At 68.5% G+C, this 25,385-nt stretch carries 24 protein-coding genes and 1 tRNA gene; 6 read left to right on the top strand and 19 right to left on the bottom strand.

Features of this window, described 5'->3' with window-relative positions; translation table 11 throughout:
• Window positions 1–2: 2 nt before the first annotated feature.
• The 5 genes from GGQ80_RS02370 to GGQ80_RS02350 form a co-directional block, all read right to left on the bottom strand.
• Window positions 3–1,547 carry a sensor histidine kinase gene (locus GGQ80_RS02370; RefSeq protein ID WP_246346786.1) on the bottom strand — a complete coding sequence of 515 codons (1,545 nt, stop codon included), beginning with the start codon at window positions 1,545–1,547 and terminating at the stop codon, window positions 3–5.
• Window positions 1,547–2,110 carry a single-stranded DNA-binding protein gene (ssb, locus tag GGQ80_RS02365; protein ID WP_183982156.1) on the bottom strand — a complete coding sequence of 188 codons (564 nt, stop codon included), beginning with the start codon at window positions 2,108–2,110 and terminating at the stop codon, window positions 1,547–1,549. Before ssb ends, GGQ80_RS02370 begins: the two co-directional genes overlap by 1 nt.
• 160 nt (window positions 2,111–2,270) lie before the next feature.
• Window positions 2,271–4,136: a ferrous iron transporter B gene (gene feoB, locus GGQ80_RS02360; RefSeq protein WP_183982155.1), complete on the bottom strand. Its 1,866-nt coding sequence runs from the start codon at window positions 4,134–4,136 to the stop codon at window positions 2,271–2,273.
• 1 nt (window position 4,137) lies between these two features.
• Window positions 4,138–4,419, bottom strand: coding sequence for a FeoA family protein (locus GGQ80_RS02355; RefSeq protein WP_183982154.1), 282 nt, complete (start codon window positions 4,417–4,419; stop codon window positions 4,138–4,140).
• 251 nt (window positions 4,420–4,670) lie between these two features.
• Entirely contained in the window at window positions 4,671–5,975 is a 1,305-nt protein-coding gene (locus GGQ80_RS02350) for a hemolysin family protein (protein ID WP_183982153.1), read from the bottom strand.
• Between the two features lie 132 nt (window positions 5,976–6,107).
• On the opposite strand from GGQ80_RS02350, the gene GGQ80_RS02345 reads away from it, so the two are divergent.
• Complete coding sequence (locus GGQ80_RS02345; protein ID WP_183982151.1) at window positions 6,108–6,782, top strand: YiaD family glycine zipper/OmpA-like lipoprotein; 675 nt, start codon at window positions 6,108–6,110, stop codon at window positions 6,780–6,782.
• A gap of 199 nt (window positions 6,783–6,981) precedes the next feature.
• On the opposite strand, the gene GGQ80_RS02340 is transcribed toward GGQ80_RS02345, so the two are convergent.
• From GGQ80_RS02340 to metX, 3 genes are read right to left on the bottom strand one after another with little or no spacing between them, the layout of a single operon-like run.
• Entirely contained in the window at window positions 6,982–7,377 is a 396-nt protein-coding gene (locus GGQ80_RS02340; protein WP_183982149.1) for a response regulator, read from the bottom strand.
• A gap of 39 nt (window positions 7,378–7,416) precedes the next feature.
• Window positions 7,417–8,016, bottom strand: coding sequence for a methionine biosynthesis protein MetW (gene metW, locus GGQ80_RS02335; RefSeq protein WP_183982147.1), 600 nt, complete (start codon window positions 8,014–8,016; stop codon window positions 7,417–7,419).
• Window positions 8,013–9,134: a homoserine O-acetyltransferase MetX gene (gene metX, locus GGQ80_RS02330; protein ID WP_183982145.1), complete on the bottom strand. Its 1,122-nt coding sequence runs from the start codon at window positions 9,132–9,134 to the stop codon at window positions 8,013–8,015. The genes metW and metX overlap by 4 nt, the downstream gene beginning before the upstream one ends.
• 281 nt (window positions 9,135–9,415) lie before the next feature.
• Between metX and hisC the strand changes: the two genes are divergently transcribed.
• Both hisC and GGQ80_RS02320 read left to right on the top strand, forming a co-directional pair.
• On the top strand, window positions 9,416–10,510 hold the full coding sequence (gene hisC, locus GGQ80_RS02325; protein ID WP_183982142.1) for a histidinol-phosphate transaminase: 1,095 nt from the start codon (window positions 9,416–9,418) through the stop codon (window positions 10,508–10,510).
• A gap of 141 nt (window positions 10,511–10,651) precedes the next feature.
• On the top strand, window positions 10,652–11,560 hold the full coding sequence (locus GGQ80_RS02320) for a prephenate/arogenate dehydrogenase family protein (RefSeq protein ID WP_183982140.1): 909 nt from the start codon (window positions 10,652–10,654) through the stop codon (window positions 11,558–11,560).
• Between the two features lie 3 nt (window positions 11,561–11,563).
• On the opposite strand, the gene GGQ80_RS02315 is transcribed toward GGQ80_RS02320, so the two are convergent.
• Genes GGQ80_RS02315 through ftsE form a run of 4 tightly spaced genes read right to left on the bottom strand, consistent with a single transcriptional unit; the run spans window position 11,564 to window position 14,362 of the window.
• Entirely contained in the window at window positions 11,564–12,250 is a 687-nt protein-coding gene (locus tag GGQ80_RS02315; RefSeq protein WP_343050764.1) for a lysophospholipid acyltransferase family protein, read from the bottom strand.
• Entirely contained in the window at window positions 12,247–12,786 is a 540-nt protein-coding gene (locus tag GGQ80_RS02310; RefSeq protein WP_183982138.1) for an ElyC/SanA/YdcF family protein, read from the bottom strand. The genes GGQ80_RS02315 and GGQ80_RS02310 overlap by 4 nt, the downstream gene beginning before the upstream one ends.
• Window positions 12,783–13,658 (bottom strand): cell division protein FtsX, encoded by an 876-nt coding sequence (locus GGQ80_RS02305; protein WP_183982136.1) that lies wholly within the window; start codon window positions 13,656–13,658, stop codon window positions 12,783–12,785. The genes GGQ80_RS02310 and GGQ80_RS02305 overlap by 4 nt, the downstream gene beginning before the upstream one ends.
• Window positions 13,655–14,362 (bottom strand): cell division ATP-binding protein FtsE, encoded by a 708-nt coding sequence (gene ftsE, locus GGQ80_RS02300; protein WP_183982135.1) that lies wholly within the window; start codon window positions 14,360–14,362, stop codon window positions 13,655–13,657. The genes GGQ80_RS02305 and ftsE overlap by 4 nt, the downstream gene beginning before the upstream one ends.
• Window positions 14,363–14,482: 120 nt before the next feature.
• On the opposite strand from ftsE, the gene GGQ80_RS02295 reads away from it, so the two are divergent.
• A complete protein-coding gene (locus GGQ80_RS02295) occupies window positions 14,483–15,253 on the top strand; it encodes an MJ0042-type zinc finger domain-containing protein (RefSeq protein ID WP_183982134.1) in 771 nt (256 codons plus the stop codon).
• A gap of 86 nt (window positions 15,254–15,339) precedes the next feature.
• A tRNA-Leu gene (locus tag GGQ80_RS02290) sits at window positions 15,340–15,426 on the top strand.
• 40 nt (window positions 15,427–15,466) lie between these two features.
• Here the strand turns inward: GGQ80_RS02290 and GGQ80_RS02285 are convergent.
• From GGQ80_RS02285 to GGQ80_RS02255, 7 genes are all read right to left on the bottom strand, one after another.
• Entirely contained in the window at window positions 15,467–16,084 is a 618-nt protein-coding gene (locus GGQ80_RS02285) for a PilZ domain-containing protein (RefSeq protein ID WP_183982133.1), read from the bottom strand.
• A 66-nt stretch (window positions 16,085–16,150) separates the two neighbouring features.
• Window positions 16,151–16,678, bottom strand: a complete 528-nt coding sequence (locus tag GGQ80_RS02280; protein ID WP_183982132.1) for a hypothetical protein — start codon at window positions 16,676–16,678, stop codon at window positions 16,151–16,153.
• Window positions 16,675–21,666 (bottom strand): DUF11 domain-containing protein, encoded by a 4,992-nt coding sequence (locus tag GGQ80_RS02275; RefSeq protein ID WP_183982131.1) that lies wholly within the window; start codon window positions 21,664–21,666, stop codon window positions 16,675–16,677. The genes GGQ80_RS02280 and GGQ80_RS02275 overlap by 4 nt, the downstream gene beginning before the upstream one ends.
• Window positions 21,667–21,739: 73 nt before the next feature.
• The gene (locus GGQ80_RS02270) at window positions 21,740–22,864 is read right to left on the bottom strand and encodes a DUF11 domain-containing protein (protein ID WP_183982130.1); all 1,125 of its coding nucleotides are present in this window, start codon (window positions 22,862–22,864) and stop codon (window positions 21,740–21,742) included.
• Window positions 22,865–22,908: 44 nt separating this feature from the next.
• Window positions 22,909–23,304 (bottom strand): DUF11 domain-containing protein, encoded by a 396-nt coding sequence (locus tag GGQ80_RS02265; RefSeq protein WP_183982129.1) that lies wholly within the window; start codon window positions 23,302–23,304, stop codon window positions 22,909–22,911.
• Window positions 23,305–23,315: 11 nt separating this feature from the next.
• Window positions 23,316–24,224, bottom strand: coding sequence for a hypothetical protein (locus GGQ80_RS02260; protein WP_183982128.1), 909 nt, complete (start codon window positions 24,222–24,224; stop codon window positions 23,316–23,318).
• Window positions 24,225–24,477: 253 nt separating this feature from the next.
• Window positions 24,478–24,951, bottom strand: coding sequence for a helix-turn-helix domain-containing protein (locus GGQ80_RS02255; protein ID WP_183982127.1), 474 nt, complete (start codon window positions 24,949–24,951; stop codon window positions 24,478–24,480).
• Between the two features lie 254 nt (window positions 24,952–25,205).
• Here GGQ80_RS02255 and GGQ80_RS02250 point away from each other — a divergent pair, with 254 nt between their 5' ends.
• Complete coding sequence (locus GGQ80_RS02250; RefSeq protein WP_183982125.1) at window positions 25,206–25,382, top strand: hypothetical protein; 177 nt, start codon at window positions 25,206–25,208, stop codon at window positions 25,380–25,382.
• The last annotated feature ends 3 nt before the right edge of the window (window positions 25,383–25,385 follow it).

The raw sequence follows: 25,385 nt of genomic DNA, 5'->3' as shown, positions 1-25,385 counted from the left end.
CGTCACCCCCGGCTGAGCGCCGCCGCCGGCAGCCGAACCGTCATCGCCAGCCCCTCGGCCGGCCACGCCCGCTCCACCGTCCCGCCAAGCTGGCGCACCGCGCTCATCTCGATCAGCTGGCTGCCGAAGCCAGATGCCTCGGCCGGCGCCGTCACCGGGGGGCCACCCTGCTCGCGCCAACCGATCGTCACCTGCGGGCCGTCGCTCGACAGCGTGATCGCGACATGGCCCCTGTCGTTCGCCAGGGCGCCGTACTTGCTCGCGTTCGTCGCCAGCTCGTGGAACAGCAGCGCGAGCGGCGTCGCCGATCGGTCGTCGATCGCCACGTCGTCGCCCTCGATCACGAAGCGCCGCGCCTCGCTGCGCTCATAGGGCGCGAACAGCTCGCCGAGCAGCCCGATCAGGCTGTCCTGGCGCATCATCGGTCGCGAGCTGTGGCTGTGCGGCCTGACGAAATCATGCGCCCGGCCGAGCGCGGTGATGCGGTCGCGCAGGTCGCTCGCCGCCGGTCCGAATTCGGGCCGACGCCGCGCCGCGAAGCCGATCAACCCGGCGATGACCGCGAAGATGTTCTTGATCCGGTGCGACAATTCCTGGCTGATGATCTCGCGCTCTTCCAGCGCCAGCTTCTGCTGATGGATGTCGGTGCAGGTGCCGAACCAGCGCGTGATCGCGCCCTGCTCGTCGCGGATCGGCAGCGCCCGCCCCAATACCCAGCGATAGGTGCCGTCGGCATGCCGCAGCCGATATTCGATCTGGTACGGGTCGCCCGTGTCCAGGCTGTGGCGCCAGACCGTCCAGGCACGGTCCTGGTCGTCGGGATGGAACATGTCGTTCCAGCCCTCGCCGTCGGTGCTGCCGGGCGGGGTGCCGGTGAATTCGTACCAGCGGGCGTTGTAATAGTCGTGATAGCCATCGGGCAGCGTCGACCACACCATCTGCGGCATGGTGTCGGCCAGCGTGCGAAAGCGGTTCTCGCTGTCCGACAGCGCACGCCGGGTCTCGCCGACGGCGACGTCGCGATCCTCCGCCTCGCGCCGGTCGCGCAGTCGCGCCATGACGCTCGCGGCGAGCACGCGCATCCCCTGCATCTGAAGCGGCGTCAGCCCGTCGGGATGCGGCTCGGTATCGATGACGCACAGCGACCCGATCGCAGCGCCCGATCGCGCCACCAGCGGCGCGCCGGCATAGAAGCGGATGTGCGGTGGCCCGACCACCAGCGGCCCGTCGGCGAAGCGCGGGTCGGCCAGCGCATCGGGGACGACCATCAGCTCGCCTTCGCGGATCGTCCACTGACAGAACGAAACCTCGCGATTGGTCGTCTCCAGGTCGGTACCGACCTTCGCAACCAGCCGCTGCTCGGTCGCGCCGACCAGGCTGACGAACGCCGTCGGCACGCCGCACAGCGCCGCGGCGAAGGACAGTGCTTCCTCCAGCGCGCGCGTATCATGCGTCGCGGCCGGCGCGTGTGCTTCGACCTCGGCTACGCGTTCCGATTCGGGCCCGCACCAGCGCCGCGCTGCGGCCATCGCCTCGTCATAAGCCATCAGAAAGGAACGTCGTCGTCGAGATCGTCGGCGAAGCCACCACCCTGGCCGAAGCCGCCACCGCCGCTCGACCCGCCACCACGGCTGCCGCCCGACGAACCGCCGCGCGGGCCGCCGCCGCCCGATCCGCCGCCGAAGTCGTTGCCACCGCCCCAGTCGTCACCGCCGCCGCCGGAACGCGCGCCGCCACCGCCGCCGCCCTGGCCGCCGTTGGGCCCGTCGAGCATCGTCAGCACGCTGTTGAAGCCCTGCAGCACGACCTCGGTCGAATAGCGGTCCTGACCCTGCTGGTCCTGCCACTTGCGCGTGGTCAGCGCGCCTTCGATGTACACCTTCGACCCCTTGCGCAGATAGCGCTCGGCGACGTTGGCGAGGCCCTCGTTGAACACCTTCACGGTGTGCCACTCGGTCTTTTCCTTGCGCTCGCCGGACATCTTGTCCTTCCACGACTCGGACGTCGCGATGCGCAGTTCGACGACCTTGCCGCCGTTCTGGAAGCTGCGGCTCTCCGGGTCCTTGCCCAGGTTGCCGACGAGAATGACCTTGTTGACGCTGCCTGCCACGCAGAACTCCACGATACGGTTAGATTGCTCGATCGAGCTTTAGCGGATAAATCGGGTCGGCGTAGGTCTTGGATGCTAGTTGCCCGTTGGACCGGGGAACATCGCTCGGACACCAAGACCTACGCCTCGAACGAGAATGGACCTCGTTCGTTTCATCAGCCTAAAGTCCGGCAGCTAACGCCAGCCAATAGGTGATGCCCGCCATGACGTAGGCGGCTGCGAACAGATAGCCAACCATGAACAGCGGCCACTTCCAACCATTGGTTTCGCGCCGGGTCACCGCGATCGTCGAAATGCACTGCGGCGCGAACACGAACCACATTAGGAACGCCAGCGCGGTCGGCAGCGTCCAGCGGCTTTGCAGCTGGCGGATCATCGCTCCCTGCCCGCGGCCGCTTTCGGTATCGTCGATCGCATAGACGGTGCCGATCGCCGCCACCGCCACCTCGCGCGCCGCCATCGCCGGGATCAAGGCGAGCGCGATGTCGCGATTGAAGCCGATCGGCCGCACCGCGACCTCCAGACCGTTCGCGATCCGCCCGGCGATCGAATAGTCGACCTGGCTGACGCCGCCGTCCTTGGGCGCCTGCGGAAAGCTCAGCAGCGCCCACAGCACGATTGTGGTCAGCGCGATCGTCGTGCCCGCGCGCTTCAGAAACACCGCGGCGCGGCTGCGCAGCCCCAGCACCACATCGGCCAGCCGCGGCCACTGATATTTGGGCATCTCCATCATGAAGCCCGACGATTCGCCCTTGGTCACCGTCCGCCGCAGCACCAGCGCCGCGACGAACGCGCCCAGGATGCCCATCACGTAGAGTCCGAACAGCACCAGCCCCTGCAGACCGATGACGCCGCCGACCTTCGTCGCCGGAATGAACGCGCCGATGACGATCGTATACACCGGCAGCCGCGCCGAGCAGGTCATCAGCGGCGCGATCAGGATCGTCGTCAGCCGGTCCTTCTCGTCCTCGATCGTCCGCGTCGACATGATCCCCGGCACCGCGCAGGCGAAACTCGACAACAGCGGGATGAACGCGCGCCCCGACAAACCGACATGCGCCATCAGCCGGTCCATCAGGAACGCCGCGCGGACCATATAGCCGGTCTGCTCCAGGATCAGGATGAAGAAGAACAGGATCAGGATCTGCGGCAGGAACACGACGACCGCGCCGACCCCGGCAATGACGCCATCGGTCAGCAGCGAGCGCAACCAGCCGTCGGGCATCGCCCCGGCCACCCGTCCCTCGATCGCGGCGAAACCGTTCTCGATCCAGCCGACCGGCGCCTCGCTCCACGAGAACACCGCCTGAAACATGACGAACAGCAGCGCGAGCAGCAGCAGCGGCCCGAGCACCGGATGCAGCGCCACCGCGTCGAGCGCATGGCTCCACCGCCGCCCCGCCGTCTCCGACACCGTCGCCGCTGCCGACAGCGCCCGCGCGCGTCGTTGCAACGTCACGATATCGTCGTCGATGCTGCCGTCCGACGGCCGCAGCAGCTTGACGCCGCCGCCGCCGACCGCGCCGGTCAGCGCCGCCCGCAGCTCGTCCAGCCCGCGCTTCCTCACCGCCACCGTCGGGATAACCGGCACGCCGAGCTCGCGCGCCAGCACCCCGGCATCGAGCGTCAGCCCGTCGCGCTCGGCCAGGTCGACCATGTTGAGCGCGACCACCACCGGCAGCCCCAGCGCGATCAGCTGCATCGCGAAGCGCAGGTGATTGTCGAGGTTGGCAGCGTCGACCACCACCAGCAGCGCGTCGGGCAGCCGCTCGTAATCGCCCGCCCCGGTAACGACGTCGCGCGTCACCCGCTCGTCGGGGGATGACGGCTCCAGGCTGTAGGCGCCGGGCAGGTCGACCAGCTCGACCGGGCGGCCGTCGTCGAGCACGAAGCGCCCCGCATGCCGCTCGACGGTGACGCCGGGATAGTTGCCGACCTTCTGCCGCGCGCCGGTCAGCGCGTTGAACAGCGCGCTCTTGCCGGCGTTGGGATTGCCGACGAGCGCCACCAGGGGCGCTGCATGCATGTTACTTGGCGGGGAGCGCGTCGAGCTGGACGTGGATGGCGCCGGCGACGGCACGCCGAAGCGCCACCGTCATCCGCCCGATCCGGCACGCGATCGGCCCGCGGCCCAGCGTCGCGCGGTGAAGCACCTCGACGTCGACGCCCTCGTCGAACCCCAGCTCACGCAGGCGGCGCGCCTCGGGCGCGGCGAGTTGCGCCCAGTCGATCGCCGCCACCGTCGCATGGTGGCGACGCGGCAGCGTCTCCAGGCTGAGGGCAGGAATCACGCGACGCGACATATCCATCTGCGAGTGATTATCAGTATGATGAGGCCGACGCCAGCGTTTTCGTACGTCGGGCCCGCCCCGTTGTGGGAAGGCGCCTCGGATGGATAGCTTGCGGCGACTACCCCTCCGTCAGCGCTGGCGCGCTGCCACCTTTCCCTCCGGGGGAGGACTTAACGACAAAAAAACCTCCCCCGGAGGGGAGGGGGACCGCGGCGCAGCGGTGGTGGAGGGGTAGGCGCCGCGCACGACACGCCTCGCGCCGGATCGCCCTACTCGGCCCCGCTCACCAGCAGCTTGTCGATCCGCCGCCCGTCGAGGTCGACGACCTCGAATCGCCAGCCCTGCTCGACGAAGCTTTCGCCCTCGCGCGGCAGGTGGCGGAACGCCGCCAGCGCCAGCCCGGCCACGGTCGCGTAATCGCGGTCCTCGGGCAGGTCGATATCCAGCCGTTCGGCCAGCGCATCCGCCGCGCACGTTCCCGCGACCAGCAGCGACCCGTCGTCGCGCACCACGATCGCCGGATCCTCGTCGGGATCGGTGTCCGACGCGAACTCGCCAGCGATCGCCGCCAGCAGGTTGGCGGGGGTGACGATACCCTCGAAGTGGCCGTATTCGTCGTGGATCAGCGCCATCGGCACCTCGGCACGGCGCAGCGCGATCAGCGCGTCCATCGCGTCGATCCGGTCGATCACCACCGGCGCCTTGCGCATCAGCGTGGCAAGATCGAGCGATTCGCCGCGGAACAGCGCGGCGGCGATGTCGCGCGACTGGACGACGCCCACGATCGCATCGATCGATCCCTGCCCCACCGGCAACCGGGTATGCGGCGTGTCGAGCAGCCGCCGGCTGATCTCGTCCGCGCCCAGGCCGACATCGAGCCAGTCCACTTCGGTGCGCGGCGTCATCACCTCGCGCACCGGCCGGTCCGCCAGCCGCACCACGCCCGAGATGATCGTGCGCTCATGCTCCTCGATCACGCCCGACTTCGATGCCTCGGCGACGATCAGGTGCAGCTCTTCCGCCGTCACCTCGTCGCTCGATTCGCGGTTGAGGCCGAGCAGCTTGAAGATGATCGCGCTCGTCGAATCGAGCAGCCACACCACCGGCGCCGTCGCCACCGCCAGCCAGCGCATCGGCAATGCCATGATGACCGCGATCGGCTCCGGCTTGCGCAGCGCGAACTGCTTGGGCACCAGCTCGCCGACGATCAGCGAGGCGAAGGTCGTCAGCCCGATCACCAGCACGAACGCCGCCGAGCGCGCGGTTTCCGGCGCCAGACCCAGCAACGCCATCCGCGCCGCGGTCGGCTCGCCCAGGCTGCCGCCCGAATAGGCGCCGGTGCCGATGCCGATCAACGTGATGCCGATCTGGACGGTCGACAGGAACTTGCCCGGGTCCGCCGCCAGCGCCAGCGCCGCGGTCGCCCCGCGCCGCCCGGTCCGCGCCATCGCCTCCAGCCGGGCGCGGCGCGACGAGACGATCGCCAGCTCGCTCATCGCGAACACGCCGTTCAGCGCGACGAGCGCCAGGATGATCGCGACGTCGATCCAGGGGAAAGGAGGGAGAGCGGCCATCGGCTGGACGCCTCTTTGCCGCACAACCGCGGGTCCGACAATGGTCCTTCGCGTCAGCCGCCGATCATATCGATCATGGAACAATTCCGGCTCGGTCCATGTTCCCGACCTTTACCCATGTCGAGGTTTGTCATGAAGTCGCGTATTCTTGCCGCCGCCGCCCTGACCGCGCTGGTCACCACCGCCGCCTGCACCACCGATCCCGTAACCGGCGAGCGGCGGATATCGAAGACGGCGATCGGCGGCATCGGCGGCGCGCTGGGCGGTTATCTGGTCGGCGATCTCGTCGGCGGCCGCCGCGACCGGACCGAAAAGATCCTGGGTGCGGGCATCGGCGGCCTCGCCGGTGCCGGGATCGGCGCCTATATGGACAAGCAGGAGCGCGACCTGCGCGCGCGGACCGCGGGCACCGACGTCCAGGTGATCCGCGAGGGCGACAACCTCGTCCTCAACATCCCCTCGGGCATCACCTTCGCCTATGACAGCGCCGACGTGCAGCCGCAGTTCCGCCGCACGCTCGACCAGGTCGCCGACACGCTGGCAAGCTACAATCAGACCTATGTCGACATTTACGGCCATACCGATTCGACCGGCAGCGACGCGTACAATCAGCAGCTGTCGCTGCGCCGCGCCGACGCGGTCGCCCGCTATCTTGAGGGCCGCGGCGTCGTCGCGCCGCGCATCGGCACCCGTGGCTTCGGCGAGACCCAGCCGATCGCCCCCAACGACACCGACGCCGGCCGTGCCGCCAATCGCCGCGTCGAGATCAAGATCGTGCCTATCCCCGAAAGCGACCTACGCCGCTGATCGGCCAGGCCACCTCCGCCATCGAGAAACCCGGATGCCGAGAGCGTCCGGGTTACCCCTATCGGCGTGACAACGAACGGTGAAAGCCCACTCACCACCATTCGTCATCCTGAGCTTGTCTCAGGATCTCTTGGTGAGGAAGCAGAACGTAGCAAGGGGATGCTGAACCGCGTTCAGCACAACCCGTGCGGCCATACCCTCAGGCCAGAAGCTTTGTTACCAGCCCCTCGTCGTTCGCCGCATCACCCCCGCCGGTGGCAGCAGCAGCGGCAGCCAGGATCGCCTTTTCGCTGAACGGCTTGCGGATATAGCCCATGGCGCAATCGCCATCGCAGGTGATCTGCGCCGGATTGGCGGTGACGAACACCACCTTCACCCCATAATCGCGCGCGATCCGCTCGGCGATCTGCGGGCCCGTCGGCCCGTCGCGCAGGTTGACGTCGATGAAGGCGAAGCCGCACTCGGGCGCCGCGGCCAGCGCGCTCTCGCGATCAGCGGCGATCGCCGCGACCGTGTAACCGGCATCGGTCAGGATCCGCTCGAGATCGAGCGCCACGAAAATTTCATCCTCGACGATCAGCGCGGTCTTGGTCACGGATATTACCCTGGTGTGACACCGGGTAACCGACCCAGGTTACTTAGGTTCCGCCCGTGCCAGCAGAAACACCGCATGCTCGGCAAACAGATTGGCCGCCGCCGAGCCGGTTTCGGCATCGCCCGACAGGAACCAGGCCCGCTCCACCCGCACCTGCCGCTCGGCGAGGAACGCACGGAAGTCATCGATCGTTAGGTGATGAATGTTGGGCGTGTCGTACCAGCGCTCGGGCAGCTGCCGCGTCACCGGCATCCGCCCACCCCACAGCAGCGACAGCCGTACCCGCCAATGCGCGAAGTTGGGAAAGCTGACAAACGCCCGCCGCCCGATCCGCAGCAGATGGTCGAGCACCACGTCGGGCGCGCGCGCGGTCTGCAGCGTCTGGCTCAGGATCGCATAGTCGAAGCTGGCGTCGGGATAGCCCGCCAGGTCGACGTCGGCATCGCCCTGCGCCACCGACAGCCCCCGCGCCATCGCCGCCGCGACGTTGGCGGCGTCAATCTCCAGCCCGCGCGCATCGACCTGGCGCTCGTCGCGCAGCGCCGCCATCAGCGCCCCGTCGCCGCAGCCGACGTCGAGCACGCGACTTCCCGCCGCCACATTGGCCGCGATGACGGACAGGTCGGGGCGAAGCGTCACCGCCCCGACCCCAGAAAGCCCGCCATCACCCGATCCAGCTCGGGCGAATCGAGCAGGAAGGCGTCGTGCCCATAGGGGCTCGACAGTTCGACGAAACTGGCCGGTGCCCCCGCCGCGTGCAGCGCGCGGACGATGCTGCGCGAATCGGCGGTCGGATAGAGCCAGTCGGTGTCGAAGCTGACCAGGCAGAAGCGAGCCCGGCTGGCGGCAAAGGCGTTGGCGAGCAGGCCGCCATGCTCCTCAGCCAGGTCGAAATAATCCATCGCGCGGGTGATGTAGAGATAGCTGTTGGCGTCGAATCGATCGACGAACGACAGCCCCTGGTGGCGCAGATAGCTTTCCACCTGGAAATCCGCGTCGAAGCCGAACGTCTTCGCCTCGCGCGCCTGCAGCTTGCGGCCGAACTTCTCGGTCAGCCCCGCTTCGCTCAGATACGTGATGTGCGCCGCCATCCGCGCCACCGCGAGTCCCGCGGCGGGCGGCTCCGCGCCGTAATAATCGCCGTTGTTCCAGCGAGGATCGGCCATCACCGCCTGGCGTCCGACCTCGTGGAAGGCGATGTTCTGCGCGCTGTGCCGTGCCGTCGAGGCCAGCACCACCGCCGCCTCGACCCGCTCGGGATAGGTCGCGGACCAGCTCAGCGCCTGCATCCCGCCCATCGAGCCGCCGACCACCGCCGCCAGCCGGCCGATGCCCAGGTGATCGAGCAGCATCGCCTGCGCGCGCACCATGTCGCGGATGGTGATGACGGGAAAGCGCATCGCATAAGGCGCACCGGTCGCCGGATCGATGCTCGCCGGTCCCGACGTACCCATGCAGCTGCCGAGCACATTGGCGCACACGACGAACCAGCGGTCGGTGTCGATCGGCCGCCCCGGCCCCACCATCCGCTGCCACCAGCCGGGCTTGCCGGTGCGCGGGTGCTCGCTCGCCAGATGCTGGTCGCCGGTCAGTGCGTGACAGACCAGGATCGCATTGCCCTTGTCGGCATCCAGCATGCCATAGGTTTCATAGGCGATATCGACCGTCGCCAGCCGCCCGCCCCCGTCGAGCGACAGCCCCTGCGGCAACGTCACGTTGCGCGATAGGCCGAAGCGCTGGTCGATCGTGTCGAGCATGGACGCGCCCTGTAAGCGGGGCGAGGCCAGCCGTCACCCCTCCTCCCCTGTGCCCAACACGTCATGTTTGCCCAAAGCCGTCATGCTGAACTTGTTTCAGCATCTCGTGGTGGCGTCACGCTCCCTCTCCAGAGATGCTGAAACAAGTTCAGCATGACGGCGTCCATTCAATATCAACGACTTAGCCGAGATCCCACCCCGAACGATGTGTGAAGAGTCTCAACATTCGCGCCATCTGCACCCCCGTGACGTCGCGGCCCCGGCCCGCTAGACGCTGCCCCATGAACGCACCCGCCCCCAAGCCCTGGATCATGGCGATCGCGCCCTATGTGCCCGGTCGCGCCACCACCGACGACGGTCGCAAGGCCGCCAAGCTCTCGTCGAACGAGAATCCGCTCGGCACCAGCCCCAAGGCGCGTGAGGCGTTCATGGCTCATGCCGGCGACCTGGAACGCTATCCCGATGCCGGCGCCACGATCGTTCGCGAGGCGATCGCGGAAAAGTTCGGGCTCGATCCCGCCCGGATCATCTACGGCAACGGCTCCGACGAAGTGCTCCACCTCGCCGCCGGCGCCTTCGCCGGGCCGGACGACGAAGTGATCTACGTCCGCTACGGCTTCGCGGTCTACGAGATCGCGACCCGCCGCGTCGGCGCCACCCCGGTGATCGCTCCCGACAAGGATTATGCGACCGACGTCGACGCGATCCTGGCTGCCGTCACCGACCGCACCCGCATTGTCTTCGTCGCCAACCCCAACAATCCCACCGGCACCTTCGCGCCGCGCAGCGAGATCGCCCGCCTCCACGCCGGGTTGCCCGGCCATGTCCTGCTCGTCCTCGACCAGGCCTATGCCGAATATATCGACGCCGCCGACGACGACGGCGGGATGGAGCTGGCGAAGACCGCAACTAACGTCCTCGTTACCCGCACCTTCTCCAAGATCCATGGCCTCGCCGCCGAGCGGATCGGCTGGGGCTATGCGCATCCCGACATCGTCACCGCGATGCACCGCATCCGCCTGCCCTTCTCGATCACCATCGCCGGCCAGCATGCCGCGGTCGCGGCGCTCGGCGACCAGGCGTTCGTCGACCATACCCGCGAGCACAACAAGCGCTGGCGCGCCTGGTTCGCCGGCGAGATCGCGAAGCTCGGCAACGCCGGCCTGCGCGCGATCCCCAGCGAGGCGAACTTCGTCCTCGTCGTCTTCGAAGGCGCGCTGACCGCCGAAACCGCGTACAAGGGGCTGATGGACGCCGGCTTCATCGTCCGCTGGCTGCCTGGCCAGGGGCTCGCCCAGGGACTGCGCATCACCATCGGCACCGAGGAAGAAACCCGCGGCGTCGCCGCCGCGCTGCGCGCCCTGGCGACGGCGTGACGATGCCCGCTCCCCCCGTTCGCCCTGAGGAGAGGCTGAGCGCAGTCGAAGCCTCGTCTCGAAGGGCATGTGGTTCGGGACGGCGGTTCGGCTACGCTCACCGCCTCCTCACCACGAACGGGTTAGGAAAATAGACCTATCATGCTCCCCTTCGCTCGCGTCACCGTCGTCGGCCTCGGCCTGATCGGCTCCTCGATCGCCCGCGCCGTCCGCGCGTCGATGCCGACCGTCCGCCTGACCGGCTATGACGCCGACGCCGAGGTGCGCGAGACGGCGCGCCGCATCGATCTCGCCGACGACATCGCCGACAGCGCGGGCGCCGCGGTGATCGACGCCGACCTGGTCATCCTGTGCGTTCCCGTCGGCGCGATGGGGACCGCGGCGGCTTCTTTCGCCGAGGAGCTGCCCGCCGAGGCGATCGTCAGCGACGTTGGCAGTTGCAAGGCCTCGGTCGCCGCCGCGCTGACGGAGGCGTTGCCCGGTGCCACCATCGTCCCGGCCCATCCTGTCGCGGGCACCGAACAGTCGGGACCGGAAGCGGGCTTCGCCACGCTGTTCCGCCACCGCTGGTGCATCCTTACGCCCGCCGCGGACACCGACCCCCTTGCTACCGAGCGGGTCGCCGAATTCTGGCGCCGCCTGGGTGCCGACGTCGAGACGATGGACGCCGAGCACCACGACCGCGTCCTCGCGATCACCAGCCACCTGCCCCATCTCATCGCCTACACCATCGTCGGCACCGCCTCCGACCTTGAGGAAGTGACGAAGGGCGAGGTGATCAAATATTCCGCCGGCGGCTTCCGCGACTTCACTCGCATCGCCGCCTCCGACCCGACGATGTGGCGCGACGTCTTCCTGACGAACCGCGAGGCGGTGCTGGAGATGCTCCAGCGCTTCAGCGAGGATCTGTCCGCGCTCCAGCGTGCGATCCGCTGGGGCAAGGGCGACGAGCTGTTCGACCTGTTCACCCGCACCAGGGCCGTCCGTCGCTCGATCGTCGAGCAGGGCCAGGACGACGCCGCCGCCGACTTCGGCCGCAGCCACGAATAGACGCTAGCGGTCGAGCGCGTTGATCCCGCGGTGCGCCCGCGCCTCGACCTCGTCGCGCGACAATCCCGGCGGGATGGGCTCGCCGAACAGAAACGTCACCATTCCCGGCCGCTTGGCCCCCGTCTTCGGCCACAGCCGCCCACTGTCGTTGGCGACCGGCACCGCGGCCATCCCCAGCGCCCGGTACAGCCCCGCAAATCCCGATCGCAGCGGCGGCTGCTCGCCGGGCCGCACCCGCGTGCCTTCGGGAAAGATCAGGATCGACCGCCCCGCCGCCCGCGCCGCCTTTCCTTCGCGGACCATCTGGCGCAGCGCCTTGGCCGACGCGTCGCGATCGACGACGATCGCGCCATAGCGCTGGACCGTCCATCCCCACACCGGGATCCGCGCCAGCTCCCGTTTCAGCACGATCACCGGCGCGTCGAGCAGCACCGGCGCCTGCACCGCATCGAACATCGACTGATGCTTGGCGACGTACAACACCGGCTGGTCGGGCTTCGCGCCCTCACGACGCCAGCGGATGCCCAGGAACGTCGCCGCCGACCAGCGTTGGGTCAGAACCCAGATCCGCACATAGCGGATCAGCGTCGGCTGGCCGAACACCGCCGCGACCGGCGCGAATAGGACGATCGGCACCGACAGGCCGTAGAACACAAGGCTGAAGGCAGCCGTCCGCAACCAGGCAATCACGTCCCCACCCCCGTCCAAAGCGCCACCCCGCGCAGCAGCAACTTGTTATATTCGTTGACCAGCGTCGCTAGCCGCGGCGTCGAGGGCACCCCGTCGCCGAACACCACAACGCCCGGCCCCAGTGCCGCGCTCAGCTCCATCCGGGCGCGCGGTACGTGCCAGTCCGACGTCACCAGCCGCACCGTGCGATAGCCGTGCGCTTCGACCCATGCCGCGGTTTCCTCCGCGTTCGAACGCGTATCGACCGCTTCGCCGCCCAGGTCGATACAGCAGTCGAACAGCGCGGCCGGCACCTTGTACGTCTGCGCCAGGTCGATCGGCCGCACCCCCGGCGCGACGCCGGTGACGAGCATGCGCTTGGCCTGATGCGCCTGGATCAGCGCGATGCCGCGATCGATCCGGCCGGCGCCGCCGGTCGGCACGACGATCGCATCGGTCGTCTGCGCGCGCTCCATCGGCCGCGGCAACAACAGCATGAAGGCCGCGAAGCCCAGGCACCAGACCAGCGCCAGCATGCCGACGAAACGGACGATCACAGCGTCCGCCTCAACGCACCGATCACCGTCGCCCGCGCCGCCAGCGTCGCCAGCCCGACGAAGGCCAGCGGCACCAGCGCCAGCGCCAGCCAGTCGACCACGCCCAGCCGGATCCCGGTCAGCAGCTGCGAATCGAGCGCGGTCAGCCGCCAGCCGAGGAACGCCAGCGTCGCCAGCGCCGCCATCCCGCCGACCCCGCCGCCCAAAGCCGCATCGAGCGCGATCCGCCGCTGAAACAGCCGCGCGACCTGGACGTCGGTCGAGCCGAGCATGTGCATGACCTCGATCGTCGCGCGATGGCTCTCGAGACCTGCCCGCGCCGCCAGCGTCACCACCGCGGTCGTCGCCGCCAGCATGAGCAGCACCAGCGCCGCCGCCAGCCAGCTGAGCGACGTCATGAAGCCGCTGACCGGCGACATCCAGCTCTCGTGCCGGTCGACGCGGATCGTCGGCGACACCCTGGCAAGCGCGGTCGACACCGCCGCCGTCGCCTCGGCCCCCGCCAGGTCGACGTCGATCATCGCTGGCATCGGCAGATCGGCGTCGTCGGCGTCGGTGCCGAGCCAAGGTCGCACCAGCCGCGCGAGTTCCTCGGCCGGGACGCGCTCGACCTGCACCACACCTGGCAGCCGGCGGAGCAAGGCAATCGCCCGTGCCGCGGTCGCCTCGCGCCGCACGGCGTTGCCGTCGATCACCTGCACCGTCAGCCGCCCCTCGAGCTGACGATCGAGCGCAACCGTCGCGCTGCGCAGTCCCAGCCCGCCGGCGGCGGCGAGCAGCGTCAGGAACAGCATGATCGTCATGACCCAGGTCATGGCGCTGAAGCCCCCCGCATCGTCGAGCACCCGGCGCGTCGTCGCCCGCGCGCTCATGGATCGATCTCGTTCGGCGGATGGCGCAGCGAGCCGGTGGGATCGAGCAGGCGTCCGCGGTCGAGCCGCATCATCTGCGCTCCCGGCACGCGTCCCAGCAGGTGGAAGTCGTGCGTCGCGACGACCACCGTCGTCCCCAGCTTGTTCATCGATTCGAACAGGTGGATCAGCCGATCGGCCATATCCGGGTCGACGTTGCCGGTCGGCTCGTCCGCGACGAGGATCTCGGGCCGGCCGACCACGGCGCGGGCGATCGCCACGCGCTGCTGCTCGCCGCCGGACAGTGTCGCGGGCCGGGCATGCGCCCGCTCGGCCAGGCCGACCCAGGCCAGCATCTCGCGGACCGGCTGCTCCACCTCGTCCTCCGGCAACCCCGCGACGCGCAGCGGCAGCGCGATATTGTCCCACGCCGACAGGTGCGGGATCAGGCGGAAGTCCTGGAACACGACGCCCATCCGCCGCCGCATCGCCGGCAGCCGGTCGCGCGACATCGTCACCGCATCCTCGCCGAACAGGCGGATGATGCCGCGGCTCGGCCGTTGCGCGAGGTAGAGGAGCTTCAACAGCGACGTCTTGCCGGCGCCGCTCGCCCCGGTGAGAAAATAGAAGGTGCCGGCGCCCAGCTGAAAGCTGACGTCGCTCAGCGTCTCCTGGCCGGTGCCATAGCGCAAGCCGACGTTCTCGAACTGCACGATGCTGGCCATCCGGTGCCAGCCTTGCCACGAAAGGGCGCGCGGCTTCAAGCTTGCCAGACGCGCCGCCGCCATGCTTAGATTCGCGACCGTCGAGCCACGTCCGTGGTTCGCCTTCGAAGCAGCGCGCGCATGATCCTCGAATGCCCCGAATGCCGTACCCGCTACCTGGTCCCCGACAGCGCGATCGGCGGCGACGGCCGCGTCGTGCGCTGCGCCAGCTGTCGGCACAGCTGGTATCAGGCCCCGGCCGAGGCCGAGAAGCCACGCGGGGCGCTGACCGCGGCGGAGATCGACGACATCCTGCCGCCGCCGCCCCCTCCGCCGCCAGCCGTCGAGGACGTGGGGGAGCAGCCCGAACCGATTGCCGTCGCGCCGGAAATGCCGTTCCAGGCGTCCGCCCCCATGCCGCCGCCTGCCGTCGACGCCGATCCCGACTACGACGCCTTCGCGCACCGGCCGCCGTTCCGTCCGCGCCGCAACCGCGCGCGGACCGCGACGGTGGTGGCGATCATCGCCGGGCTCCTCATGCTCGCCGCGGTCGGCGTCATCGTCTGGCTGGGCGCCCCGGGGCTGCTCGCGCGCATCGGGCTGCCGATCGGCGCCGCGGAAACGCCGCTGCTGCTCAAGGACAATCCGATCGAGCGCCGCGAGCTCGAGAATGGCAGCGAGCTGTTCGCGATCAGTGGCCAGGTGAGCAACCCGTCGAGCGAACGCCAGCGCGTGCCCGACATCACCGCCGAGCTGAAGGACGCGCAGGGTCGCGTGGTGTTCAGCTGGACGATCACGCCGCAGCAGCGGACGCTAGCGCCCGGCGGGACGATCGATTTCAACTCGGCGAAGCTCGACGTGCCACCCAATTCGAAAAAGCTGGAATTGAGCTTCTCGGGCGAAGGTAGCTAGCGCGCTTAAAGGCGTTGCGGGGGGCGATCCGCTTTGCTAGGGGCTCCCGCCTACCCGCCGCCGGGCTCTCCGGCGGTACATCACGTGCGGTCGTGGCGGAATTGGTAGACGCGCAACGTTGAGGTCGTTGTGTCCGAAAGGACGTGGAAGTTCGAGTCTTCTCGACCGCACCAGTGACGGGCAGCCTGCTGTGCCCCTCCCCTCGTCAGCCGATCAGCATCCCAGGACGCGCGACAGGGCGGTCAGCGGCAGCGGCGTGACGAAGCGGAAGCCCAGCCGATCCTCGCGGACCCAGCATACGGTGCCGAACACCGGTTCGGCGAGATCGGGCAGCAGCACCCGGCCGGCCTGCCCTACCTCGACGCCCTCGACCCCAGCCAGCTTCACGCCGCCGGGCGAGATATCGATCAGATCGACCGCCATCGGCCGGTCGCCGATCTTCAGGTCCGCGACCGCATTCATCGCGAACCGCGGCGTGCGTGCGACATGGCCATCATCCGCGCGCAGCCGGAAGACGCGGGTCAGATCCTGCTCCTCGTCGAACTCCAGACCCGCCTTATATTCCTTGACCCAGCGGATTGTCGCCGACACCTCGGGCAGACCGCGCACCTCGATCCGCAACCGGTCGCCGACGCTTGGCGCCACCGTGAAGCGCGCCATCAGGCCGTTCTTCGAGATGTCGTGAACCAGACAGGCGCTTTCGACGTCACCCCGCGACACCCTGCCGATCAGCAGCACCGTGCGGTGGCGCTTTCCCTGGCGCCGCTGCTCGCCGAGGGTGACGGGATCGACCGTCGTGAATCGCAGGTCCGGGGCCGAGTTCATCGCCATGGAGTGGCACGTCCTTGGTAAGCAGAAGGTAAAAATCGGTGACTTTCTTCAGTCATTTCCGATGCCTTAGCGCAGCATCGTGCGATACCGCAGGCGGAAGCGCGAGAGCGGCGCCTGCAGGCCGGTCAGCGTCACCCGGATCGCGCGGACGTTGGCGTCGTAGCCGCCGGTCGACGTCGGCTGGTACGTCCAGTTGATTCCGTCGGTCGAGAATTCGACACCATCGGTGGCGTCGCGCAACCCCTTGTAATTGAGCGACAGGCCGCTGCTGATCAGGCCGGTGCCGAGCAAGCTGCCATCGTTGAATTCGATCGGCCCGGCACCAGCCGTGGCATAGTCGGTGACCTGCAGTTGCAGATAGCTGGGGATAGTATCGACGATCTTCACCTGGCCGACGATATTGTTCGACAGCAGGGTGTTGGGATTGTCGACGGTAAGGGCGACGTCGATCGTTGATCCAGGCAGGGCCTTGGGGTTGAGCGTGTTGACCTGGTCGGCGACGACGGACACCGACTTGGTGACGACCAGCGCCGCGGCCGACAAGGTGCCCGGGATGGCGATCGCCAATATCGGAAGCAGGTAGCGAGCCTTCATCGGCCGATCCCCAGCGCGCGCCCGGCCGCGCCGAGCGACAGCTGGTCGAACTTCAGCCGCATCGTCACATAGGGACCCTGGCGGGTGTAGCGATCATCCTCGAAATCGCGGTCGCGATAGCCGGCAACGTTCCAGCCGGCGCTGATCCAGACGTTGGTCGCCGGCGACACGCCGACCGACGGTCCGCCGCTCCACGACCAGGTCCCGCGATCCCAGCCGTGCTGCACCGATCCCTGCACGCCGATGTCGAAGCGTGTGCCAATGTCGCGGCGCAGGTCGAACCCGGTCACGTCGATGTATCCGTCGAAGCGGTCGTCGGCGAAGCGCCCCTGCACATATTTGGCGCCATAATAGACGGTTGCCTCGATGCCATGGCCGAGCCCCTCGGGGCCTGAGCGATAGTTGACCGCCAGGTTGTTGACGATCCGCGTCGTCGCTTGGGTCCCCGCAGCGAAGGTCGGTACGGCCAGGACGTTATCGGCGCGGAAGCCGGCGTCGGCATCCTCGTGACGCAGCACCAACCGCTCGAGGATCGACCAGCGGCTGTCGAGAGGGCGCCAGGCGAGCGCGACATCGGCCGCCGCCGACGTTGCGACGCGCCCCTCCCCATCGGTCAGGCGATAGGCGCGCACGCTCGACGCCAGCGTCCGCCCCTCGCCCAGCGAGCGCAACACATTGCTGATCAGCCCCCAGCGATCGTCGCGCGTGCCGTCGCGATACTCGATCCGCCCGTTCCACGACCAGCGCGGCGAACGATAGGTCGCGCCGAGCGTGACCGCGGCATAGTCGCCGTTGAGCTGGTCGCGGCCCAGGAACCCCGCCGAGGCGACTGGCTGCAGCGGATTGACGACCGCGCCTTGCGGGATGCGTCCGCGCACCGTGCTGGCCGCGTCGAGCGTCGCATCGATCGTCCAGCGCTTGCCGATCGGCAGCGACTGGTTGAGCCCATATTGGGCGAAGGTGCGCGCGCCATTCTCGCCGATCGCCTGCTGGTTGAGCGTGCTCATCAGCTTGGCACCCGTCCATGGCGCGACATCGAAGCCGATCTGCGCGGTGCGCGCTGCATAATCGCGGCCGTCGGTGATTTCATATCCGCCCAGCAGGCGGATCCCCGGTGTTACCCGCCAGGCGGCGGTCAGCTGGTGGCGGATCGGAAAGTCGACCGATGCCTTGTCGCCGCCGGGGGCGAACTGCGTCTGGCCACCCAGCGTCAGCTTGCCGTCGAACAGCGACTTCGACCCGCCCAGCATCAACAGCCGCGACGACCGATCGCGTCCGTCGATGCCGCGATCGTCGGCGAACTGCCCGCCGGCGAACAGCGTGCCGCCCGGCCGGCGATATTCGATGCGCGCATCGCCGGCGACGCGACGGCCGCTGCCGACCAACATGTCCTGGTACCAGGCGCTCCCGGCGAGGGAGAAGCGATCGGCAATGGCGACGCGGCCATCGAGCCCTACTTTCCGCGTCCCGGCCTCGACCAGATTCTGCTGGCCGAGCCCGAAGCCCACGTCCTGCTGACGCACATAGCCGATGACGTCGACGCCGCCGCCATGATGCTCCGCTTCGGCAAGGATCGCGGTGCCGCTGCTCAGACCCGCGCGGCCTCCGGTCGCCACCTCTGCCCGCACCTCGGTGCCGGCGGCCACCTTGGCGCGCAGGTCGGCACCGACGACGGTAGCGCGGCCAAGCGTCTCGTCGCGCAGCGCCGCCGCACCGATCTCGACGCGACCGACGCGCGCCGCCACCCGGCCCCCGGCGGCGAGCTTACCGCCGCGGCCGCCCTCCACCTCGTAGTCGACGACGATGAAGGTCGGGTTTAACGCGGCGTCGCGGCTCAGCACCGGCTCGCGGAAGCGGATCGTCCCCGCCACGGCGTCGATGTCATAGTCGATGTGGCGAGTCAGCGACGTCGATGCGACGATCCGCTCGGACCGGAAGCGATCGCGCACCTCGATCCGCAACTTGTCGCTGTTGGGGACGATGTCGCTGCTCGACAGGCGATAGGGGCCGCTGAGGCCGTTGCCCTGGATCTCGTCGCGACGATACAGCTGCGCCGTCCGGGCGACGAAGCCCGACGCGCGCAGCCAGCGCCCTTGATAGGCCGCCTTGGCGCCGGTCAGCGTACGGCTGTAGCGGGTCAGCTGGGTGTCGGTCATCGCCGTCTCGATGTCGCCGAACAGCGCGTAGAACTCGCGACGCTCGAGCCGCAGATAGAGCTTCTTCGCCGTCGCCGCGTCATAGCCCTGGCGGCTGCCGTCGCCGTAGACGGTGTAGTAGCGATCGGGATCGATCGTGCCGAGCAGCCCGCGATCGGGGTCGTAGCGGCGGTCGCTGTCATACGCGATCGTCAGCAGCCACGAACCCTTGATCCGGCCCTTGGCATAGAGCGCGAGTTGGCCATCGCCGACCAGCCGGTTGCGCTCGACGCGGGGCAGCGAGCGGCCGTGGCGCGACAGCTGCTCGAACCCTAGGCTGCCGGCGCCGAAGCCGACGACGATCCATTGATTGCGCGTCGCCTCCAGCCAGGCGCGCACCGGGAAACGCTCCACACGCGTGTCGCCGCCCAGCATTACCGTCGCGCTGACCCCACCAGCCTGAGTCGTCGGCTGGAGCGCGATGAAGGCATAGCCGTCGTCGCCGACGACCCGTGCCGTCGTCGCGCCGCGATCGAGCCCGGCGAGCTGACGCCGCTGCTCGAGATCGAGCTCCTGCGCCGCCGCATAGGGCTGTTCGACCGAAAAGGGCACGAGCGTACCGGCGCGAACCGGACGACCGCTCGCATCGGTGATCCGAACCGCGAGCAGCGGCTGGCGGATGCCGTCGGCGACCAGGCGGCTCTTGGCGGCATCGAAGGCGGCGCGGACCGGGGCGCCCGCATAATGGACGGTGCGCGACAGCGTCTCCACCGTGCGCCCATCGTCGGTGAGGATCCGCGCCTCCAGGCGGTTGTCGCCGTCGATCAACGGCAGGCCGCTCCATCGCGTCACCGCGACGATGCCGCTGGTGTCGGTGCCGTCGAAGGCAAGCGGGTCGGTCTGGGTGCCGTTGACGGTCAGCGCGACTCGTTGTCCCGGCAGGTGCTTGATCGCGACGCGCAGTACCGGCGCACGGGGATTGTGGTCGACGGCGGGGAACAGCCAGGCGACGCCCGGCATCTGCCCCGCCAGCCAGTCGCGACTGCCCGCCGCCTCGGCGTCGCCCAGTACCTCGATCGGCAGGGCGGCGGCGGCGTTGACGGTACGACCGGTAGGACGGAGCTGGAAATCGACGCGCTTCACGACATTGCCGACGCCTTCGACGAAGCGCGAGATCGCGCTCCCCGCCTGGCGGGAGTCGGTGTCGCAGGCGACCGGCTCGTAGCTGGCGGGGATGCTGCCGGTGTCGAGCTGAACGACGTGCCGACCGGCGCGGGCGCCCTCGATATGGTACAGGCCGTCGCGATCGGTGACGACGAAGGTGCCGTCCTCCAGCAGCAGGCGGACGCCGGGAATGCCCTTGCGGCGTTCGGCGGGATCGCCGCAGGCACCTTCCGACACACGGCCGACGATGGTGATCGCGTCGCTGAAGGCGAGCGGGCGCAACCTGACCGATGCCGCCGCCTCTGCCGACGCATTGCCCCGGCTGAACGCGCGCGCACGGTTGAGCGCCGGGCCGACCGGCGCACCGGGGGCGATGGTGACGACGTAGCGCAGCTCGACGCTGCCGCCGGGGGCGAGTGGCGTCATGGCGAAGTCGAGCTGGCGGCCGTCACTCGACACGGTCGGCTCGCTAGCACCGCGGGTCGAGCGCGGCTCGTACCGTAGCCCGACCGGCAGCGTGTCGAGCAGATGGACGTCGCTTTCTGGCGCCGTGCCTCGGTTTTCGAGCAGCAGGCGGTACTGGACGATGTCGCCCGGCGACGCGTCGCGCACCGACGCGATCTTGGTGAGGAGCAGCGTATCGGGCGTCTTGCCAGATCCTTGCGTGCCGATCGGATCGACCGGCACGTCGACATAGACGGGATCCGGCGTCGCGAGCACGATCGGCCCGCCGGAACTCGCGGCGCTGACCAGGAAGCGGCCGCCCAGCGGATCGCGCAGCCGCCCGATCGCATCGTCGCTCGCCAGCGATGGCGCGGTATAGCCGGCGGGCGGGGTGATCTTGAGGAAATAGGTGCCGGGCGGCAGCAGCGGGAAGCGATATCGGCCAGGCAGGCCCGGATAGACGCGGCCGCTGGCATCGGTGACTGTCTGTCCGGTCACGACCGTCGACGGATAGGCGCTGGTGCCGTCCTCGCCGATCACCGCCGCTGGCTTGCCGTCGGCGTCGACGATCGAAACGATGGCGCCGTCGACCATCCTGCCGTTGGTCGAATCGAAGACATAGCCGGCAGGGTCGATCAGCAGGTCGACGGTCGACGCCAGACTGCGGTCGTCTTCGGTGAAGCTGAGCCTGATCGGCACGCCGCGGACCCGGCGGACGTCGCAGGGCACGAGATCGGCGTACTTGCCCGACGCGGTGGCGGGAACGCCGCCAGCGAACACCCCGGTGTCGACCCCCGTTTCCAGCAACGGCAGCGTGGTGTGGACGGGGCCGACATCGACGTCGAGCACCGCGGTATCCCGCCTGGCGGGGTCGCGGTTCTGCCCCTCGGCCTCGAGGACGACGAACATATCGGCATAGGCGTCCGCCCGTGCGGCGGGGGTCGAGGCGGCCAGCGCGGCCTCGTCGACCGGTGCCGGCGTGAAGGCCATGACGGGGGTCGTTTGGCATACCATCCCGTCGAAACGGAAATCCGGCGCGGGAAAGCGGAAGCTGATCCTGGTCGGACGCTTCGCCGCTGCCATGACGTCGAGGCTGACCAGGTTCGACGCGACGCTGCGGGGTCCGCCGGCGTCGGTGAAGGTGAGCGTCGCCCGATTCTCGACACGGGTCTGCGCGGCCGCCGGCTGCACGCCGACACCGATCAGGACCAGGACGAGGAGAATGAGGCGATGGACGATAGGCATGGTGGGTCCTTCCCCGGCGCGCCGCAGGGAGGGGGCGGCGCGCCAGGGTCGGTTCTCCTTCGGGGGAGGGAGCTCAGTTGATCTTGACGCGGAAGCTCGCGGCGACGGTGGCGTTGCCGGATAGCGTCGGGATCGTGGCGGTGATCGTCTTGGTCGTTGCGTTGTACGCGCCGAGATACGGGCCGCTTGCCTGCGTGCCGTTGTCGTTCTGCGTGTAGCCGCTGACCGTGCAGTCGGTGAGCACCGATGCGGCGGCGCCGATCACGATCGTGCCCGGGACGTAGGTGGTGTTGGCCGGTACGACGTCGCTCAGCAGGACGTTGTCGGCGGCGACGCCGGTGGTGCCGTTGGTGACCTTCAGGCAATATTCCACGATCGCCCCCGGCAGCGCCTTGGGATTGAGCGTGCTGACGTCGTCGGAGATGACGTTCGCGCTTTTGGTGACGGTCAACGCGACGTTGCTGGCGCGGACCTCGAACGCGGCATAGGCCCAGCCCTGGCCGTTGCGCGCGATGTCGAACCCCACGCCGTCGTTGTCGTTGTCGGCGAAGACGACGTCGATTTCGCTGTCCTGGTTGAGCGTGTTGAGCGGCGTCGGGATCAACACCGCACCCTTGGTGCCGCTGGTCCCGCCGGTCGCGGCGATCACATCGAGTCCGACGAAGGCGAGGCCGGTGCTCTGCGCCGCCGGCACGTCGCCGACGATGAACACCTCGATGTTCGCGTCGGGTGCCAGCTCGTCGATATAGGTCATCGTATCGACACCGGGGTCATAGGTGCCGTTGTTGTTGCCGTCGACGAAGACCTTGAAGTTGTTGAGGTCGTAATTGTCCGTCCCCGGCAGCACCGCGACCGAGATCGCCTGGGTGGCGGCAAGGTGGAAATCCTGGATGCCGTTGGTGTTGTTCGTCACCTTGAACCGGGCATAGGCGGCGGTCTGGCCCGAGTTGACCAGGATGTTGCCCGGCTGGTCGGCGATCACGGTCAGGTTGACCTTGCGATCGACGACGAAGGTCGCGGTATTCGACTGGGCGGTCTGCGAGGTACCATTGACGGTATAGCTCGCCTGCGCCGTGTTGCTGATCGTCGTGCCGGCGGTGGTGCCGGCGGTGGACTGCGCTTCGGCGGTGCCGGCCGCCGCGACGAACGCGACCGCCGATCCCGCGATCAGCGCCTTCCTTGCCCCTGTCTTCGACATGATTGATGCTCCTGTGGACGAATTTCGGTGATGGGGACGGGCGATCAGCGGACGATCGCGGTGAAGCCGAGCTCGCCGCCGCCGCCCGGCGCGACCGGCCGGGTCAGGCGCCAGCGGACCTGGCTGCCGTTGGCGACCAGGTCGGGCGCAGGCGAACCGGCGGCGGGGCCGCGGTAGACGGTCGAGGGCGGCACCGGATTGGCAAGCACCAGATCGGCGATCGGTGCGGTCCCGGTGTTGCGATAGGCGACGACGATCGTCACCCGGTCACCCGGCACCACGCGCGTCGCGGGAACGAGCCGCGTCCGCGTCGTCCCGTCGGCGGCGGCGACGCGCTGTTCGACCATCATCCGCGTCGTGATTGACAGCGGACCGGCCGGCGGCGCCGCCTGGGTCGGCGTCGCGGCGAGCAGCGACAGGACGGCAAGTATGAGCGGCATGCTGGTCTTCCTCATTGGATTCGAGCCTGGAACCGGATGGTGCGGGTGGTGCCCGCGGCGACGTCGCCCAGCGCGACGGTAACCGCTCGGCCGTCGCCGTTGCCGGCATCGCCATCGGCGGTGTCGCTGAGCGCCGCACCGTCGAGCATCAGGCTGCCGGGCACATAGATGGTGCCGGCAGGGACGGGATCGTCGAGCCTGGCCGCGGTAGCCGCAGCGGCGAAGCGTGCGACCAGCGTGTAGGTGATGATCGCATCCCGCACCGCCGTCGCGCTGCCGTCGGGCGCGAGAACGGTCTGCGACTTGACGAGCGTCGCACCCCCCGCGCCACCGGAACCGCCAGCCCCCGGGCTGGGCGAGTCCGTCTCGATCGTCACGCTGGCCTGTGCCCCCGTCGGTCCGACGACCGCATCGCCGCCGCCGTCGCCAGCGCCAGGCCTGATCGTCCCCGGCGTCCCGCTGGCGGTGAGGGCGGCGGCGGAAACGGTGAGGGTCGTGCGCACCGGATCGTCGGAATCGAGGAGGACCAGCAGTCGCCACTGACCGCCCGGCGCCAGCGCTGGCGTCGGCCCCGACAGTAGCAGGTCGATGGCCGGATCGTAGCGTCCGTTGCCATCGCGATCGATCGCGATGCCGCGCACGCTCGTCCCCGGCGTCGAGGTCGTCGCACGGACGTCGAAGGCTTCTTTGCCGTTGCCGCTGTTGGTCAGCACCACGTCGACCGGGCCGCCGTCGTTGGCGACGCGCGCCAGCGTCAGGTCGAGACGCTCGGCGGTGACGAGATCGACGCGATTGGATTGCGCATCGATCGCGCGGCCATCCTGCTGCGCGGAAATCGCGGCAACGTTGACGATGCGGCTTCCTGCGGGAGTCTCCGTGGCATCGGCGGGCGTCGCAACTAGCCAGACGAGCGCCAACATTGGCGCGGAACCAATACGCCTTTGACGCATCTTACTGGTGGTCGTTAAGCGCGGGAACTGCACGAAGGACTCCAAGTGCTTGAACACCTGGTGAAATTCGCTGTTCGCTTTTAACGGATTGCTACGAAGTCACTTTGACACGCTGAAACGCGCAATTGCTTATCATCGTGTATGACGCAGCCGCCGATCAGGCCAGAACCGGTGCTTATTCGTGTGAATCGAACCGGGAGTATGGCGATGCAGGAATCCTGTCCTAAACGCGCCGTGCGCCAAGCGTCGCCAGATAGGTTTCGAGCGCGCGATAACCGTTTTGGCTCAGCGATACTTCGATACGCCGGCGATCGATCGGATCGACGACGCGATCGACTAGGCCCAGTTTGAACAGATGATCGATCCACCGCTGCGACGTGGTGACCGGCGAATGGGCGCTGGATACCAGCGACTTGACGTTCATGATCCGATCTTCCTCGTGCGCTATGTAAAGCGCCAGAAGCATGTCCCAGGCTGGCTCGTGGAACAGATCGGCCGGAAAGTGCTCCAATCGGGCCGCACGTTGCGCCAAAAGGCTCCGCGCCATTTGCACGGGATGGATGGCAATACCGGCCGCTTCGGGCCGCGACGAAGGCGCAGACAATAAGGTATCGGCACGCGTGCCGAAACTATGCGCGATCGACGCGAGTTGGTCGGTCAATTCCTTGACCAGGCCGGCGACGTTCTCGTCCCCCAACGCCTCAATCCCCTGTCGAGCTGTCCACGTAATCGATTTCAGCTAGATACGCTAACTCGCGAGGATCGACATTGTTCATGTTGAAACATGGATCAAATAACCTGCTGTCCCTGGGCGGGGTCAAGCGATAATGCGGTGCGAAACCGGACCATGTCTTGATTTGGATCGAAACCCCGCCTCATGCGTCATAGCCGCGGGGAGTCCGCCATTCGCGTCGGGAGCGCACGTCGGCACCGTACGGCGAGGAGAGTAAAGTGGACAAACTCGGCGGGGACGCTACCGCAGTGTACGATATGCTGCAGGCCGCGTGTAAAACACTGGAATCGTGGAGCGATCACTCAATCGCTGCGGTGGTGAGCCAGGCTATGGCAATGGTGCAGGATCGCTACGGCGTCGGCATCGACCATCTCGACGGCGGCAACCAGCGCTGACCC

This window comes from Sphingomonas jinjuensis, assembly GCF_014197105.1.
Classification (GTDB): Bacteria; Pseudomonadota; Alphaproteobacteria; order Sphingomonadales; family Sphingomonadaceae; genus Sphingomonas; species Sphingomonas jinjuensis.
The sequence above is the reverse complement of the archived record's forward strand: the minus strand, read 5'-3'. Positions and strand labels throughout refer to the sequence as shown.

What these genes read in the sequence shown, in the direction of transcription:
- GGQ80_RS02370 (WP_246346786.1), bottom strand. Translation starts at nt 1,547, where the DNA reads ATGGCTTATGACGAGGCGATGGCCGCAGCGCGGCGCTGGTGCGGGCCC.
- feoB (WP_183982155.1), bottom strand. Translation starts at nt 4,136, where the DNA reads ATGCATGCAGCGCCCCTGGTGGCGCTCGTCGGCAATCCCAACGCCGGC.
- GGQ80_RS02355 (WP_183982154.1), bottom strand. Translation starts at nt 4,419, where the DNA reads ATGGATATGTCGCGTCGCGTGATTCCTGCCCTCAGCCTGGAGACGCTG.
- GGQ80_RS02350 (WP_183982153.1), bottom strand. Translation starts at nt 5,975, where the DNA reads ATGGCCGCTCTCCCTCCTTTCCCCTGGATCGACGTCGCGATCATCCTG.
- GGQ80_RS02345 (WP_183982151.1), top strand. Translation starts at nt 6,108, where the DNA reads ATGAAGTCGCGTATTCTTGCCGCCGCCGCCCTGACCGCGCTGGTCACC.
- metX (WP_183982145.1), bottom strand. Translation starts at nt 9,134, where the DNA reads ATGCTCGACACGATCGACCAGCGCTTCGGCCTATCGCGCAACGTGACG.
- hisC (WP_183982142.1), top strand. Translation starts at nt 9,416, where the DNA reads ATGAACGCACCCGCCCCCAAGCCCTGGATCATGGCGATCGCGCCCTAT.
- GGQ80_RS02320 (WP_183982140.1), top strand. Translation starts at nt 10,652, where the DNA reads ATGCTCCCCTTCGCTCGCGTCACCGTCGTCGGCCTCGGCCTGATCGGC.
- GGQ80_RS02305 (WP_183982136.1), bottom strand. Translation starts at nt 13,658, where the DNA reads ATGAGCGCGCGGGCGACGACGCGCCGGGTGCTCGACGATGCGGGGGGC.
- ftsE (WP_183982135.1), bottom strand. Translation starts at nt 14,362, where the DNA reads ATGGCCAGCATCGTGCAGTTCGAGAACGTCGGCTTGCGCTATGGCACC.
- GGQ80_RS02295 (WP_183982134.1), top strand. Translation starts at nt 14,483, where the DNA reads ATGATCCTCGAATGCCCCGAATGCCGTACCCGCTACCTGGTCCCCGAC.
- GGQ80_RS02285 (WP_183982133.1), bottom strand. Translation starts at nt 16,084, where the DNA reads ATGGCGATGAACTCGGCCCCGGACCTGCGATTCACGACGGTCGATCCC.
- GGQ80_RS02280 (WP_183982132.1), bottom strand. Translation starts at nt 16,678, where the DNA reads ATGAAGGCTCGCTACCTGCTTCCGATATTGGCGATCGCCATCCCGGGC.
- GGQ80_RS02275 (WP_183982131.1), bottom strand. Translation starts at nt 21,666, where the DNA reads ATGCCTATCGTCCATCGCCTCATTCTCCTCGTCCTGGTCCTGATCGGT.
- GGQ80_RS02270 (WP_183982130.1), bottom strand. Translation starts at nt 22,864, where the DNA reads ATGTCGAAGACAGGGGCAAGGAAGGCGCTGATCGCGGGATCGGCGGTC.
- GGQ80_RS02265 (WP_183982129.1), bottom strand. Translation starts at nt 23,304, where the DNA reads ATGCCGCTCATACTTGCCGTCCTGTCGCTGCTCGCCGCGACGCCGACC.
- GGQ80_RS02260 (WP_183982128.1), bottom strand. Translation starts at nt 24,224, where the DNA reads ATGTTGGCGCTCGTCTGGCTAGTTGCGACGCCCGCCGATGCCACGGAG.